The organism is Serratia sp. CY33802, from assembly GCF_052169095.1.
In the GTDB taxonomy this organism is placed as follows: domain Bacteria; phylum Pseudomonadota; class Gammaproteobacteria; order Enterobacterales; family Enterobacteriaceae; genus Serratia; species Serratia bockelmannii.
In genome coordinates this window covers 1,056,336-1,070,724 of record NZ_JBJNLL010000001.1, presented here as the reverse complement: position 1 = coordinate 1,070,724, position 14,389 = coordinate 1,056,336, and the positions used below count along the sequence as shown (strand labels likewise).

General features: G+C 58.7%; 13 protein-coding genes. 11 read left to right on the top strand and 2 right to left on the bottom strand.

What is annotated here, in order from left to right:
* Positions 1–4 precede the first annotated feature (4 nt).
* The 8 genes from ACJ8HA_RS05065 to uspE all read left to right on the top strand — a co-directional run bounded on the left by ACJ8HA_RS05065 (position 5) and on the right by uspE (position 7,557).
* On the top strand, positions 5–910 hold the full coding sequence (locus ACJ8HA_RS05065; protein WP_049207688.1) for an ROK family protein: 906 nt from the start codon (positions 5–7) through the stop codon (positions 908–910).
* A 332-nt stretch (positions 911–1,242) separates the two neighbouring features.
* Positions 1,243–2,013, top strand: a complete 771-nt coding sequence (gene agaR, locus ACJ8HA_RS05060; RefSeq protein ID WP_025302959.1) for a transcriptional repressor AgaR — start codon at positions 1,243–1,245, stop codon at positions 2,011–2,013.
* A 26-nt stretch (positions 2,014–2,039) separates the two neighbouring features.
* On the top strand, positions 2,040–3,206 hold the full coding sequence (locus ACJ8HA_RS05055) for an SIS domain-containing protein (RefSeq protein ID WP_099817213.1): 1,167 nt from the start codon (positions 2,040–2,042) through the stop codon (positions 3,204–3,206).
* Between the two features lie 9 nt (positions 3,207–3,215).
* Entirely contained in the window at positions 3,216–4,070 is an 855-nt protein-coding gene (locus ACJ8HA_RS05050; protein ID WP_025302961.1) for a tagatose bisphosphate family class II aldolase, read from the top strand.
* A 306-nt stretch (positions 4,071–4,376) separates the two neighbouring features.
* Positions 4,377–4,688, top strand: a complete 312-nt coding sequence (locus ACJ8HA_RS05045; RefSeq protein ID WP_173890650.1) for a hypothetical protein — start codon at positions 4,377–4,379, stop codon at positions 4,686–4,688.
* 219 nt (positions 4,689–4,907) lie between these two features.
* The gene (gene ogt, locus ACJ8HA_RS05040; RefSeq protein WP_060433145.1) at positions 4,908–5,432 is read left to right on the top strand and encodes a methylated-DNA--[protein]-cysteine S-methyltransferase; all 525 of its coding nucleotides are present in this window, start codon (positions 4,908–4,910) and stop codon (positions 5,430–5,432) included.
* A gap of 271 nt (positions 5,433–5,703) precedes the next feature.
* Positions 5,704–6,468 carry an FNR family transcription factor gene (locus ACJ8HA_RS05035; RefSeq protein ID WP_004938278.1) on the top strand — a complete coding sequence of 255 codons (765 nt, stop codon included), beginning with the start codon at positions 5,704–5,706 and terminating at the stop codon, positions 6,466–6,468.
* 126 nt (positions 6,469–6,594) lie between these two features.
* On the top strand, positions 6,595–7,557 hold the full coding sequence (uspE, locus tag ACJ8HA_RS05030; protein WP_004938281.1) for a universal stress protein UspE: 963 nt from the start codon (positions 6,595–6,597) through the stop codon (positions 7,555–7,557).
* Positions 7,558–7,614: 57 nt separating this feature from the next.
* Here the strand turns inward: uspE and pntB are convergent, their stop codons facing one another.
* Positions 7,615–9,009, bottom strand: a complete 1,395-nt coding sequence (gene pntB, locus ACJ8HA_RS05025; protein ID WP_049198296.1) for a Re/Si-specific NAD(P)(+) transhydrogenase subunit beta — start codon at positions 9,007–9,009, stop codon at positions 7,615–7,617.
* Positions 9,010–9,019: 10 nt separating this feature from the next.
* Positions 9,020–10,549 (bottom strand): Re/Si-specific NAD(P)(+) transhydrogenase subunit alpha, encoded by a 1,530-nt coding sequence (pntA, locus tag ACJ8HA_RS05020; RefSeq protein ID WP_049207477.1) that lies wholly within the window; start codon positions 10,547–10,549, stop codon positions 9,020–9,022.
* Positions 10,550–11,086: 537 nt separating this feature from the next.
* Between pntA and ydgH the strand changes: the two genes are divergently transcribed.
* From ydgH to ACJ8HA_RS05005, 3 genes are all read left to right on the top strand, one after another.
* Positions 11,087–12,037, top strand: coding sequence for a DUF1471 family protein YdgH (gene ydgH, locus ACJ8HA_RS05015; protein WP_025302966.1), 951 nt, complete (start codon positions 11,087–11,089; stop codon positions 12,035–12,037).
* Between the two features lie 244 nt (positions 12,038–12,281).
* Positions 12,282–13,673: an amino acid permease gene (locus tag ACJ8HA_RS05010; RefSeq protein WP_261456398.1), complete on the top strand. Its 1,392-nt coding sequence runs from the start codon at positions 12,282–12,284 to the stop codon at positions 13,671–13,673.
* Positions 13,674–13,893: 220 nt separating this feature from the next.
* Positions 13,894–14,379: a hypothetical protein gene (locus ACJ8HA_RS05005; RefSeq protein WP_043143614.1), complete on the top strand. Its 486-nt coding sequence runs from the start codon at positions 13,894–13,896 to the stop codon at positions 14,377–14,379.
* Positions 14,380–14,389: the final 10 nt, after the last annotated feature.

Sequence of the window (14,389 nt, the reverse complement as noted above, 5' to 3'; positions counted from 1 at the left end):
AGAGATGCGTTACGGCTTCGACATCGGCGGCACCAAGATTGAAATGGCCGCTTACGATCGCCGGCTCAATCAGGTGCTGATCCAGCGGGTGCGCACCCCTACCAGAGATTACGGCGAATTCGTGGCCTGCATCGCCGGGCTGGTCGAGCAGGCGGATCGCGAACTGCATACGCGCGGCAGCATCGGCATCGGTTTACCGGGGATCACCGATCCCGTCAGCCGCCGCCAGCTGGCGGTCAACGTGCCCTGCCTGACCGGGCATTGCCTGGCGGATGATTTAACGCGGGCGCTGGCGCGGCCGATCGCCATCGAGAACGATTGCCGCTGTTTCGCGCTGTCGGAAGCCAGTACGCCGCAAACCGCACACCTGCCGCTGGTGTTCGGCGCCATCATCGGCACCGGCGCCGGCGGTGGCCTGGTGGTGAACCGGCAACTGCATAAGGGACGCAGCGGCGTGGCGGGTGAATGGGGCCATATGCCGATCTCGGCCCAGTTGGCGCAGCGTTACGATCTGCCGCTGTTCGGCTGCAACTGTGGGCTGACCGGCTGCTTTGAGCGCTACGTCTCCGGCAGCGGACTGCTGGCGCTGAGCCGCCATTTCGCCCATCCGGCCGCCGACGTGCCAGCGCTGGTCGCCAGCTATCGTGCCGGTGATGCGCTCGCGCATCGGCTGATGACGATTTACGTCGACATTCTGGCCAGCGCGCTGGCCGGCTTACAGCTGCTGCTGGATGTTGATGCCTTCGTGCTGGGCGGTGGCTTGTCCAACGTCGGCGAGCTTTACCGGCTGTTGCCGCCGGCGATGCGGCGCTGGCTGCTGCCGGGCGTGGAACCGGCGGCGGTGTTCCCGCCGGTGCACGGTGACAGCAGCGGAGTACGCGGCGCGGCGCTTTTACGCGCGCCGGCATAAAAAAACAGTGAAAGCCTGGCGGTTGTCGAGCGATCGTTGCGGCTTTCGGCCTCGACGGGCTGAATAATTAAATGCCGGGAATTGGCGACTGAAAAATAACGAATTTGCCGTTTTCACTTTGCGTTAACACCGCTTTCGGTTGGCATTAAACTGAAAGCAAAATTAAATATAACCATCTGATAGATATAGATATTTTAAAATTAATCGATTGCATTTCAGTGTTTCGTTTGCTGTAATTCGCCACGAACTACTGAAAGCGCTCCGGTCGGTATCGCTGCGGCTTATTAAGCCGCGGTCGGGCACGGCTACAGGTAAATCAGGAGTCTGCGTTAATGATCAATACCGCAAAACGCCGGGAATTAATTATCGACCAGCTGTGCCGCGAGGGCACGGTGCGCGTGGAGCAGCTCAGCCAGCAGTTTTCGGTGTCCAGCGTCACCATCCGCAGCGATCTGCGCCAGCTGGAAAAACACGGCTGCGCGGTGCGCGCCTACGGCGGCGCCATGTTGAACAAACAGTTCGCCTTCGACCGCCCATTGCAGGACAAGGGCCGCCTCAATCGCGACGTAAAACACGTCATCGCCTGCGCGGCCGCGGCGCTGATTGAAGACGGCGATGCCGTCATCCTCGACTCCGGCTCCACCACCAGCCAGATGGCGCCGCAGTTGGCGGGGAAAAAGGATCTGGTGGTGATGACCAACGCGCTCAACATCGCCTTCGAATTAGCCAGCAACGAGCAGATCGATCTGATGGTGGTCGGGGGCAGCGTGCGCCGCAAAGCCTGGTCGCTTTACGGCCCTGCCGCCGAACAGCAGCTGCGCCAATACCGGTTCGACAAGCTGTTTCTCGGCGTCGACGGTTTCGATCTCACGAGCGGCATCACCACGCCGGATCCGGGCGAAGCGCAGCTGAACCGCGTGATGTGCGAGGTGGCGCGTGAAGTGATCGCCATCGCCGACGCCAGCAAATTCGGCCGCACCAGTTTTTGCATGATCCGCGAAATCGGCCAGATCCACCGTCTGGTCACCGACAGCCGCATTCCGGCGCACTACCTGCAGGCGCTGCACCATTTAGGGATCGACGTGATTATCGCCGACCGTTAACCGAGGCTTTTTAAGGAGCTGTCATCATGAACGCGTATTTCTCTTACGAGGCGGATTGGCTGAAGCAGCGCAACGCCTGGCACACCGCCGCAGAAATTTGGCAACAGCCGGATCTGTGGGCAGCGCTGCACCGGCAGCTGCAGGATCAACAGGCGCAGTGGCAGCCGTTCCTGGCGCCGCTGCTGGCCAATCCGCGCCTGCAGATCGTCCTGTGCGGCGCCGGCAGTTCGGCATTTGCCGGCCGTGCCCTGGCGCCCTGGCTGCGCGAACGCACCGGCCGCGACGTGGTAGCCTACGGCACCACCGATATCGTCGCCAACCCGCTGCAGTATCTCGACCCTGATCGGCCGACGCTGCTGGTCTCTTTCGCCCGCTCGGGCAACAGCCCGGAAAGCGTGGCGACGGTGGAGCTGGCCGACCAGCTGCTGCCGGAAAGCTATCACCTAATGCTAGTGTGCAACCCGGACAGCCGGCTGGCGCAGTACGCGCATCGGCGTGACAACGTCTGTTCGCTGGTGATGCCGCAAGGTTCCAACGATCAGAGCTTCGCCATGACCTCCAGCTTCAGCTGCATGATGCTGAGCGCCGCGCTGCTGCTCGGCCCAACGTCGCTCGAGGCCGCCCAGGCACCGCTGAGTGCCATGGTGCAGCGCTGCCGAGAACTGCGTGAAACGCTGCAGGCGCAGGTGAAAGCGCTGGCCGCCAGCGGTTTCCGCCGCTACATCACCCTCGGCGGCAGCTGCTTTACCGGCCTCGCCGAAGAGGCCTCGCTCAAGATGCTGGAGCTGACCGCCGGCCGCATCGTTACACGCTACGACTCGCCGCTCGGCCTGCGCCACGGCCCGAAATTCATGGTCGACGGCCAGACGTTGGTGGTGCTGATGTTCTCCCACGACGACTACGCCCGCCAGTATGACCGCGATCTGTGGAACGAGCTGCAGCGCGACGGGCTGGCGATGCAGTTGGTCGGATTGACCGGCGAACGCCAATCCCTGTCCGACGCTCTGCTGAATATGCACGACGCGGCTGACGATATCTGGCTGCTGTTCCCGTATCTGCTGTTCACCCAGATGCTGGCCTTCGAGAGTTCGCTGGCGCTGGGGCTGACCCCGGACAACCCTTGCCCGACCGGCGAGGTCAACCGGGTGGTGAAAGGCGTGACGATTTACCGTTTTCCCTCCCCTGAGTTGTAAGGAGCTCCCATGTATCTGATAGCCAATCGAGAAATGCTGCTCAAGGCACAGCGCCAGGGTTACGCCGTTCCGGCGTTTAACGTCCACAATCTGGAAACCGTGCAGGTGGTGGCGGAGACCGCCGCCGAGCTGCGCTCACCGGTGATCATGGCCGGCACGCCCGGCACCTTCAGCTACGCCGGCACCGACTACCTGATCGGCATTTGCCAATCGGCCGCGCACCGCTACGATTTGCCGCTGGCGCTGCATCTGGATCATCACGAAGAGCTGGACGACATCGAGCACAAGGTGAAAAGCGGTATCCGCTCGGTGATGATCGACGGTTCCCATCTGCCGTTCGAGCAGAACATCGCCAAGGTGGCCGCCGCAGTGGCCCTGTGCCACCGCTATGGCGCCAGCGTGGAGGCGGAGCTGGGCCGCCTGGGCGGGCAGGAAGACGATCTGATCGTCGATACCGCGGACAGCTTCTATACCGACCCGATGGCGGCACGCGAGTTTGTCGCCGCCACCGGCATCGATTCGCTGGCGGTGGCGATCGGTTCCGCCCACGGCCTGTATCACGGCGAGCCGAAGCTGGACTTCGAGCGCCTGGCGCTGATCCGCGAACAGGTGGACGTGCCCCTGGTGCTGCACGGCGCCTCCGGCATTCCGGAAGCGATGGTCAAGCGCGCGATTTCGCTCGGCGTCTGCAAGGTCAACGTCGCTACCGAACTGAAAATCGCCTTCGCCGATGCGGTAAAAAGCTACTTTTCGCAGCACCCGGATGCTAACGATCCGCGCAAATACATCGTCCCCGGCAAGCTGGCGATGAAAGAAGTGGTAGCGGAAAAGATCCGCATCTGCGGCAGCAGCGGCATGCTGTAAGCCCGCTCTCGCCCCCGGTTCCTGCCGTTACACCACGGGGGCGAAAACATCCCGCCATTCCCCGCTTTCCTGAGAGAACGATCACAGCCTTTTACCCTGCCCGCACCGGAAACCATTAACCGGTCTTCACTATGATCCAAATCATGGTTTTGCTCACCCTACCTCCCTATTATCAAACCCATTGGATGAAGGCAGTAGGAATTTTGCCCATTCGTTTTTATTTCGCCACACGAAATAGCTTATTTAATGAAAACAAGCATGCTTGTTTTTAATTGGCGGCATTCTTTACTCTAAGAGGAACAGCGTATGAACCATTACTTAGCCGTATTAAGCGCATTGGTCATTCTGCCCTTCGCTCTGCAAGCAAAACCGCTTTCCGGAAGCCAGGTCGCCTCCGGCGTCGTGCGCTTCACCGGCGCCATTACTACGCCAACCTGCGCCATCACACATCAGGATGAACAGCTTATCTCCAACTGTTTCGGCAAAGTGACGGAATATCAGAACGGGTATATTTCTTCTTCGTTAAAAGAGATGCCAAAAGAATTAGTCTCTGCCGTCACCAGTGAAATGGTGAATAACAATCCCTATTTAAAGCGTGTGACCATCAGCTATAAGTAACCCCAATGTGTCAATGCTTGATGAAATAATAAACAAGAAACAACTTGTCTTGATAACTTATAAATTTATTTTATAAATTCGTCGAACAATGACTCCCTGGCTTCCCCTGAGCCGCCTATTTGGGTAACCCTGCGGTTGCCCATCAACATGTCCGAATTCCGCCATCGTCTCCCTCCGTTTCATGCGATAATCCCCACACTAAACCGAGGAGTGATCCAGATGCAGACTTTTTTGATTGATCGTACCGCTACGCCGGTAGGTGAACTGGTGCTGATTGCCGATGAACAGGGGCGCCTGCGGGCGATTGACTGGACCGATCACGAAGCGCGCCTCATGAAGCTGCTGAATACCCACTACCGCGCCGATCGCTTCACCCTGCGCGAACAGCGCGATCCCAGCGGGCTGACCGACGCCATGCAGCGCTATTTCGCCGGTGAACTGAGCATTATCGATCGGTTGCCGGTGATGACTGCCGGCACCGAGTTCCAACGCACCGTGTGGCAACATCTGCGCCAAATCCCCTGCGGCGAGATCCTGACCTACGGCCAACTGGCGCAACGCATCGGCCGTCCGACCGCCTCGCGCGCGGTCGGCATGGCCAACGGTTCAAATCCGATCAGCATCGTGGTGCCCTGCCACCGAGTGATCGGTTCGCAGGGCGCGCTGACCGGCTATGCCGGCGGCGTACAACGCAAGCAGTGGCTGCTGCAGCACGAAGGCTACCTGCCGAAAAATTTGCTGTAGCCACCTATCCAGCGCCATTGTTTGGCGCTGCTTAATAAAACACATTGCTCTACGCCGCGCGCGTGACCACTTGGGTACTATTAATAGCTTGTGTGAATAAAACGCATAAGTCACAAATAATACTCATAACTTCAGTCCCATACAGAATAATCGGCGGCATGTGTGCGCAAAATTCGCACACAATACCCCTATTCATGCTAATGCCACCCTTATCAGCTGCAGCAAAAGATGTTAAAATTGACTCATATCAATTATTGAATGAGCGTAATCTATGATCCCGGAAAAACGCGTGATTCGTCGTATCCAGTCTGGTGGTTGTGCGATCCATTGCCAGGACTGCAGCATCAGCCAGCTGTGCATTCCTTTCACCCTTAATGCTCACGAGCTGGACCAGCTCGACAACATTATCGAGAGGAAAAAGCCCATCCAGAAAGGCCAGACCCTGTTCAAGGCCGGCGACGAGCTGAAATCGCTGTACGCGATCCGTTCCGGGACCATCAAAAGCTACACCATCACCGAGCAAGGCGACGAGCAAATCACCGGTTTCCACCTGGCGGGTGACCTGGTGGGCTTCGATGCCATCGGCGGCCTGAAGCACCCGAGCTTCGCCCAGGCGCTGGAAACCTCGATGGTGTGCGAGATCCCGTTCGAGACCCTCGACGATCTGTCCGGCAAAATGCCGAACCTGCGTCAGCAGATCATGCGGCTGATGAGCGGCGAGATCAAAGGCGACCAGGACATGATCCTGCTGCTGTCGAAGAAAAATGCCGAAGAGCGCCTGGCGGCGTTCGTTTACAACCTGTCGCGTCGCTTCGCGGAACGTGGCTTCTCACCGCGCGAGTTCCGGTTGACCATGACCCGTGGCGACATCGGCAACTACCTCGGCCTGACGGTGGAAACCATCAGCCGCCTGCTGGGCCGCTTCCAGAAAAGCGAAATTCTCAGCGTGAAAGGCAAATACATCACCATCGAAAATGCCGACGCCCTGTCGGTGCTGGCCGGAACGCCACGTATCAACGTGACCGTCAACGCCTGATCCCCCTGCCGGATCAACATTTCCCCGAAATTGTTGATCCGGCACGCTTCTGTTGTTGTTCTGTTTTTCAATGTTGGGTTACTCTGTAAATTAACAGACTGTTGATTTCAGCTGTAAGGAGGCCCTATGGCGAAGTATCAGAATCTTCTGGTGGCTATTGACCCCAATCAGGACGATCAGCCGGCATTGCGCCGCGCCGTGTACCTGGTAAAACGGAACGGCGGGCGCATCAAAGCCTTCCTGCCCATTTACGACTTCTCTTACGAAATGACGACCCTGCTCTCCCCGGACGAAAGAACGGCGATGCGGCAAGGTGTGATCAGCCAACGCGCCGCCTGGATCAATGAACAGTGCCGCTTCTACCTCAACGACGGCGTGCCGATCGAAATCAAAGTGGTCTGGCATAACCGCCCCTTCGAAGCCATCATTCAGGAAGTGCTTTCTGGCCAACATGACCTGCTGCTGAAAATGGCGCACCAGCACGACCGGTTGGAGTCGGTGATCTTTACCCCCACCGACTGGCACCTGCTGCGCAAATGCCCTTGCCCGGTGTGGATGGTGAAAGACCAGCCCTGGCCGGAAGGCGGCAAAGCGCTGGTGGCGGTCAACCTGGCCAGCGAAGAACCCTATCACGACCCGCTCAATATCAAACTGGTGCAAGAAACCGTCGAACTGGCGCAAAACGTCAACCAGACCGAGGTTCACCTGGTCGGCGCCTATCCCGTCACGCCGATCAACATCGCCATCGAACTGCCCGACTTCGACCCGAGCGTCTACAACGACGCCATTCGCGGCCAGCACCTGATCGCCATGAAGGCGCTGCGGCAGAAATTCTGCATTAAGGAAGAGTTCACCCACGTAGAAAAAGGCCTGCCGGAAGAGGTGATCCCCGATCTGGCCGAACACCTGCAGGCCGGCGTGGTGGTGCTGGGCACCCTGGGCCGCACAGGCATTTCAGCCGCCTTTATCGGCAACACCGCGGAACATGTGATCGATCATCTGAAATGCGACCTGCTGGTGATTAAACCGGAAAACTTCAACTGCCCGATCGAAGCGGATGAAGACGACGAACACGACGACGAAGATTAAGCTTCGCGCATAAAAAACGGGCCGCTAAGCGGCCCGTTTTTCTTTGGTTGCCCAATTTTACTTCTGCAACGCCCGCAGAATCGCTTCCACGCTGTCTTTGGCGTCGCCAAACAGCATCTGAGTGTTCTCCTTGAAGAACAGCGGGTTTTGCACGCCGGCGTAGCCGGTGTTCATCGACCGTTTGAACGCGATCACGTTCTGCGCTTTCCACACTTCCAGTACCGGCATGCCAGCGATCGGGCTGCGCGGATCTTCCAGCGCCGCCGGGTTCACCGTGTCGTTGGCGCCGATCACCAGCACGGTGTCGGTATCCGGGAAATCTTCGTTGATTTCATCCATCTCCAGCACCACATCGTACGGCACCTTCGCCTCCGCCAGCAGCACGTTCATGTGGCCCGGCAAGCGCCCGGCGACCGGGTGAATACCGAAACGGACCTTCACGCCGCGCGCCCGCAGTTTCTCGGTGATTTCCGCCACCGGATATTGCGCCTGTGCCACCGCCATGCCGTAACCCGGGGTGATGATCACCGAGGTGGAGTTCTTCAACTGCTCGGCCACCTCTTCCGCCGTGGTTTCACGGTATTCGCCCATCTCTTCGGCATCGCCGGTGGATGAACCGTCACTGCCGAAACCGCCGGCGATCACGCTGATAAACGAACGGTTCATCGCCTTACACATGATGTAAGACAGGATCGCCCCCGAAGAGCCCACCAACGCGCCGGTGACGATCAGCAGATCGTTGCTCAGCATGAAGCCCGCTGCGGCCGCCGCCCACCCCGAGTAGGAGTTGAGCATCGACACCACCACCGGCATGTCGGCGCCGCCGATCGAGGCGACCAGATGCCAGCCGAACGCCAGCGCGATCGCCGTCATCAGCAGCAGCGTCACCACCTGCCAGCCCACGCTGTCGGTGCGCACGAACGCCACCAGCAGCAGGAACGAGATCACCAGCGCCGCCAGGTTCAGCTTGTGGCGATTCGGCAGCATCAACGGCTTGGAAGAAATGATGCCGCGCAGCTTGCCGAAGGCGACGATCGACCCGGTGAAGGTCACCGCACCGATAAAGATGCCGAGGAACACTTCGGTCAGATGGATATTCGCCATCACCGGCTCCATCGGCGCGCCGTGATCCAGGTAGCTGTTGAAACCGACCAGCACCGCGGCCAGGCCAACGAAGCTGTGCAGCACCGCCACCAGTTCCGGCATTTCGGTCATCTCGACCTTCTTCGCCAGATAGACGCCGATCGAACCGCCGATGATCATGGCGATGATGATCCAGCCGACGTTGCCGGAATCCGGCCCCAGAATGGTGGCGATCAGCGCGATCGCCATACCGGCGACGCCGAACAGGTTGCCCTGCTTCGACGTTTCATGACGCGACAGGCCCGCCAGGCTGAAAATAAACAAAATAGCGGCAACAATGTATGCAGCTGTAACCAATCCTCCAGACATTTGTTACCCCTTAGTTCTTGCGGAACATCTTCAGCATGCGCTGAGTGACGGTGAATCCACCAAAAATGTTGATGCTGGCGATCAGCACGGCGATAAAGGAGAGGAAACTCACCCAGCCGCCGTGGCCAATTTGCAGCAGCGCACCGACCACGATAATCCCTGATATCGCGTTGGTGACCGACATCAACGGAGTATGCAGCGCATGGCTGACGTTCCAGACCACGTAGTAACCGACCACGCAGGCCAGCGCGAACACGGTAAAGTGCGACAAGAACTCTTTCGGCGCCGCGTCCGCCAGCCAGCCGAACAGCAGGATCGCCAGGGCCATCAGGCCGTACTTCAGCCACGGCGAGGTCGGTTTGGCTTCGGGTTTGGCGACCGGTGCAGCGGCAGGTGCCGCTTTCGGCTGGGCGGAGACCTGGATTGGCGGCGCTGGCCAGGTGACTTCACCGCTGCGCACCACGGTAACGCCGCGGATCACCGTATCGTCGAAATCGATGTCGATCTCGCCGTTTTTCTCTTTCGATAGCAGCTTCAACAGGTTGACCAGGTTGGTGCCGTACAGCTGCGAAGATTGGGTCGGCAAGCGGCTCGGCAGGTCGGTATAGCCGATGATTTTCACGCCGTTGTCGGTCACGGTAATGGTGTCGGCCACGGTCAGTTCGCAGTTGCCGCCGGTTTGCGCCGCCAGATCGACGATCACGCTGCCCGGCTTCATCGACGCCACCATCTCTTTGGTGATGAGCTTCGGCGCCGGTTTGCCTGGGATCAGCGCGGTGGTGACGATGATATCAACCTCCGCCGCCTGTGCGGCAAACAGCGCCATCTCGGCCTTGATAAAGGCTTCGGACATCACTTTGGCGTAACCGTCGCCGCTGCCCGCTTCCTCTTCAAAATCCAGCTCGAGGAATTCCGCGCCCATGCTCTGCACCTGCTCTTTCACTTCCGGGCGGGTGTCGAAGGCGCGCACGATGGCGCCGAGGCTGCCCGCAGCGCCGATCGCCGCCAGGCCGGCCACGCCGGCGCCGATGATCATCACCTTAGCCGGCGGCACTTTGCCGGCGGCGGTGATCTGGCCGGTGAAGAAGCGGCCGAACTCATGCGCCGCTTCGACGATCGCGCGGTAGCCGGCGATGTTGGCCATCGAGCTCAGCGCATCCATCGACTGGGCGCGCGAGATGCGTGGCACCGAATCCATCGCCAGCGCGGTGACGTTGCGCGCCGCCAGCTTGGCCATCAGCTCGGGGTTTTGCGCCGGCCAGATAAAGCTGACCAGCGTGCTGCCTTCGCGCATCAAGGCGATCTCGTCGTCTTGCGGCGCGTTGACTTTCAGGATCAGATCCGACTGCCACACTTCGTTTTCGTCGACCAGCGCCGCACCGGCGGCTTCGTAGGCGACGTCGTCAAAACTGGCCAGTTTGCCCGCCCCGCGTTCAATCGCGACGGTAAAACCCAGCTTCAGCAGTTGTTCCACCGTTTTCGGCGTGGCTGCGACCCGGGCTTCATTGGCCAACCGCTCTCTTGGTACACCAATACGCATAATGTTCCCTTCTCACCTGTCTTGGATGATGTTTATTATTTTCCTGCCCATAGCACGACGCCACCGGCGAGCAAGGCGTTAACTTGCCCGCACTGATTTCAGACGCCAACTATAACCTACTGAAAATAAGGTCGATGATCCATAATTGCTTACGCATTCAGCTCTGTTTTTACATAAAAATGCCGCGCGTGATATGACAAATCGCAATTTACTGTGAAAAAATCCATACAGAACAGCGTATTCTGCGTGGCAAGAGGTTTACGCCCGGCGTAACGAATTATGGCCATGCGCGGCGGAAAAGCATAAAAGTTATCATTTTGTGAATAATTAACATTAATGACACCCAAGCCGTTATTATGGAAACTTATGACGGTGGCGCCATCCGTGCGACACGCGTCACCGTCACCGATTTGTCGCACGGGATAACATAAAATGCTGAGACAGTTTTCAGAATTACATGTAATAATCGACGGCTGAATTACACTTAAACAGTTCAGTACGTTATAAACGTTAATGCGCTAGGCGAAAGGATTTTTTATGAAGCTGAAGACCACGATCATCGCGTCAGCCTTGTTATCACTCACCGCGCTGTCTGCTCATGCGGCGCAAGAGTTAACTCCTGAGAAAGCAGCGGCGCTGAAGCCGTTTGATCGCATCACGATTACCGGCCGCTTCAATGCCATCAATGAAGCCGTCGACGCCGTATCCCGCCGTGCAGACAAACTGGGTGCCGATTCCTTCTATATCCAGGACAGCAACAACAGCAACAACGGCGGCAACTGGCGCGTCACCGCAGACCTTTATCATAAAGATGCGCCAGAAGTGAGCAAAACACCAAAATACCGCGTATTTAACGGCGTGAATGAACTGCCTAAAGAGGAAGCCTACCTGCTGGAGCCTTACGATACCGTGAGCGTCAGCGGTTTCTACCGCAGCCAGCCGGACATCAACGACGCCATCTCCAAAGAAGCGCAGAAAAAAGGCGCCGCCTCGTTCTTCATCGTGCGCCAGGTTGACGCCAACTCCGGCGGCAACCAGTTCGTCACCGCGTACATCTATAAGGCCGATGCGCCGAAACGCCGCGTGCAGAGCCCGGACGCTATCCCGGCTGATTCTGACGCCGGCCGCGCCGCACTGGCCGCCGGTGGTGCCGCAGCCGCGAAAGTCGAAATCCCTGGCGTCGCGTCTTCCGGTTCGCCAAGCCGCGAAGTGGGCCGTTTCTTCGAAACGCAGTCCTCTACCGGCCAGCGCTATACCGTCACGCTGCCTAACGGCACCAAGATCCAGGAAGTGAACAACGTGACCGCCGCGCAGATGGTGCCGTTCGATTCCGTCACCTTCACCGGCCACTTCAACAGCATGACCGACGTGTCCACCGAAGTGGCGAAACGCGCGGCCGAGAAAGGCGCCAAGTACTATCACGTCACTCGCCAATGGCAGAACAAGAGCGGCGGCAACCTGACCGTCAGCGCCGATCTGTTCAAATAAAACCCGCTTTTCGGTTTACCATCGGGCAGCCCTTGAGCTGCCCGTTTTTATTGCCGTTCTTTTCGCCACTCGTTGAATAGTTTTTTGTAAATTCCGCATATTCAATCATTGCATCTCTAATCATCCCTCCGTAGAATTTGCGCCAATTTTTAGGGCTATTGTCTATTCGCGCAGTGGTTGTTAACACATTGTTGCCGCCAAGCAGTTCCCTTCCAGTTGTTTATTCTGCGTTCAGGATCCGTCATTGGAAAAAAAACTCGGTCTTACCGCGCTAACCGCTTTGGTGCTCAGCTCGATGCTGGGCGCCGGCGTGTTCAGTCTGCCGCAAAACATGGCGCAGGTCGCCAGCCCCGCCGCGTTGCTGCTGGGTTGGGGGATCACCGGCGTCGGCATTCTGTTTTTGGCGTTCGCCATGCTGTTGCTTACGCGTCTGCGCCCGGATCTGGACGGCGGCATCTTCACCTACGCCAAAGAAGGATTCGGCGAGCTGATGGGCTTCTGCTCCGCCTGGGGTTACTGGCTGTGCGCCGTGATCGCCAACGTCTCGTATCTGGTGATCGTGTTTGCGGCGCTGAGTATTTTCACCGATCGCGGCGGCAACGTGATTCTCGGTGACGGCAATACCTGGCAGGCGCTGATCGCCGAGTCCGCCCTGCTGTGGATCGTGCACGCGTTGGTACTGCGCGGCGTGCAAACTGCCGCCAGCATTAACCTGGCGGCCACCCTCGCCAAGCTGCTGCCATTGGGGATGTTCGCCGTTTTGGCGGCGATCTCCTTCAAAATGGACGTGTTCACGCTGGATTTCAAAGGTATCGCCCTCGGCAAGCCGGTGTGGGAGCAGGTCAAGGACACCATGCTGATCACCCTGTGGGTGTTTATCGGCGTGGAAGGCGCCGTGGTGGTTTCTGCTCGCGCCCGCAATAAGAAAGACGTGGGCCGCGCCACCATGCTGGCAGTGCTGTCGGCGCTGGCGGTGTACCTGATGGTCACCTTGCTGTCGCTGGGCGTGGTGCCACGCAGCGAACTGGCCGACATGCGCAATCCGTCGATGGCGGTGCTGATGGTGGAACTGATTGGCCCGTGGGGAGACGTGATCATCGCCGCTGGACTTATCATCTCCGTGTGCGGCGCCTACCTCAGCTGGACCATCATGGCGGCGGAAGTGCCGCTGCTGGCCGCACAGCACGGCGCGTTTCCGCGCGTGTTCGGCAAGCAGAACCGCCATCACGCCCCAGCGTCTTCGCTGTGGCTGACCAACATCGCGGTGCAGCTGGCGCTGGTGCTGATCTGGCTGACCGGTAGCAACTACAACTCGCTGTTGACCATCGCGTCGGAAATGATCCTGGTGCCTTACTTCTTGGTCGGCGCATTTCTGTTTAAGGTGGCTTACCGCCGCCGCGACAAACGCCTGATCTTCGCCGCCACCGGCGCCTGCGTCTATGGTTTGTGGCTGCTGTACGCTTCCGGTCTGATGCACCTGCTGATGTCGGTGCTGCTGTATGCGCCGGGCCTGTTGGTGTTCATGTACGCCCGTCGCGGCCATCAGGATATCAATCTGCTGAATCGCCTGGAAAAAGGCAGTATCTTACTGCTGCTGGTGGCCACGCTGCCCGCCGGCTGGTTTATGCTGCACTAAAGTGCCCCGTCAATGCGGCTGCCCGTCAGCCGCATTTTGCTTCCTCTTTTCCCCTGCTACCACGCTTACCCTCCCTTTGCACAGTCAGCCATGCGCCACGCTTGCGATCTCAAATGCAATTAATTATCATTATCATTTATTGATTAATGGTAAGACGCGAGTGCCCCTGGCGAGAGGCGTCAGGCGGCGGATGAAGACAGGCTAAAATGGAAGGCATTTCATGGCTGAGAAACTGCTGCACGCATTACCTTTGTTTGCCGCCTGGGAGGCGCTGATCGCCGAGGGCAACACGGCGTTTAATCAGCGGCACGATCGCCAGGCGATGACCAGCTATCAACAGGCGCTGGAGGGGGCTCAGGCGATCATCGCCGAGAAGCCTTGGCTGAATGCGGACTATACCGCCAGATTTGAAGCGCTGAATATTTTCGAGTCTGCCCTTGCCGCGCTGATCGTCACGTTCAACAACATCACCCATCTGCGCCTGCGGCAGAAGCCTCTGCGCGGCGTCGAGCTGCATGTTCATCAGGCCCGAGTCGCTATCGAGCAACTCTTAGCCGATTCGTCGCTGTGCGAACAGATGCAGCAGATCGCTGAGCGGCACCTGCTGCGCTTCAGGATTGAAACCCTGCACTTACTGCGCGAGCACCGTCTGCCGGAAACCAGCATCTGCGCGCCCGCTACCCACCATTCCGCCACCGTGCATTAACAGTGACACA

Excerpts from the sequence above, each read along its gene's own strand:
- ACJ8HA_RS05065 (WP_049207688.1), top strand. The coding sequence starts at position 5 with ATGCGTTACGGCTTCGACATCGGCGGCACCAAGATTGAAATGGCCGCT.
- agaR (WP_025302959.1), top strand. The coding sequence starts at position 1,243 with ATGATCAATACCGCAAAACGCCGGGAATTAATTATCGACCAGCTGTGC.
- ACJ8HA_RS05055 (WP_099817213.1), top strand. The coding sequence starts at position 2,040 with ATGAACGCGTATTTCTCTTACGAGGCGGATTGGCTGAAGCAGCGCAAC.
- ACJ8HA_RS05050 (WP_025302961.1), top strand. The coding sequence starts at position 3,216 with ATGTATCTGATAGCCAATCGAGAAATGCTGCTCAAGGCACAGCGCCAG.
- ACJ8HA_RS05045 (WP_173890650.1), top strand. The coding sequence starts at position 4,377 with ATGAACCATTACTTAGCCGTATTAAGCGCATTGGTCATTCTGCCCTTC.
- ogt (WP_060433145.1), top strand. The coding sequence starts at position 4,908 with ATGCAGACTTTTTTGATTGATCGTACCGCTACGCCGGTAGGTGAACTG.
- ACJ8HA_RS05035 (WP_004938278.1), top strand. The coding sequence starts at position 5,704 with ATGATCCCGGAAAAACGCGTGATTCGTCGTATCCAGTCTGGTGGTTGT.
- uspE (WP_004938281.1), top strand. The coding sequence starts at position 6,595 with ATGGCGAAGTATCAGAATCTTCTGGTGGCTATTGACCCCAATCAGGAC.
- pntB (WP_049198296.1), bottom strand. The coding sequence starts at position 9,009 with ATGTCTGGAGGATTGGTTACAGCTGCATACATTGTTGCCGCTATTTTG.
- pntA (WP_049207477.1), bottom strand. The coding sequence starts at position 10,549 with ATGCGTATTGGTGTACCAAGAGAGCGGTTGGCCAATGAAGCCCGGGTC.
- ydgH (WP_025302966.1), top strand. The coding sequence starts at position 11,087 with ATGAAGCTGAAGACCACGATCATCGCGTCAGCCTTGTTATCACTCACC.
- ACJ8HA_RS05005 (WP_043143614.1), top strand. The coding sequence starts at position 13,894 with ATGGCTGAGAAACTGCTGCACGCATTACCTTTGTTTGCCGCCTGGGAG.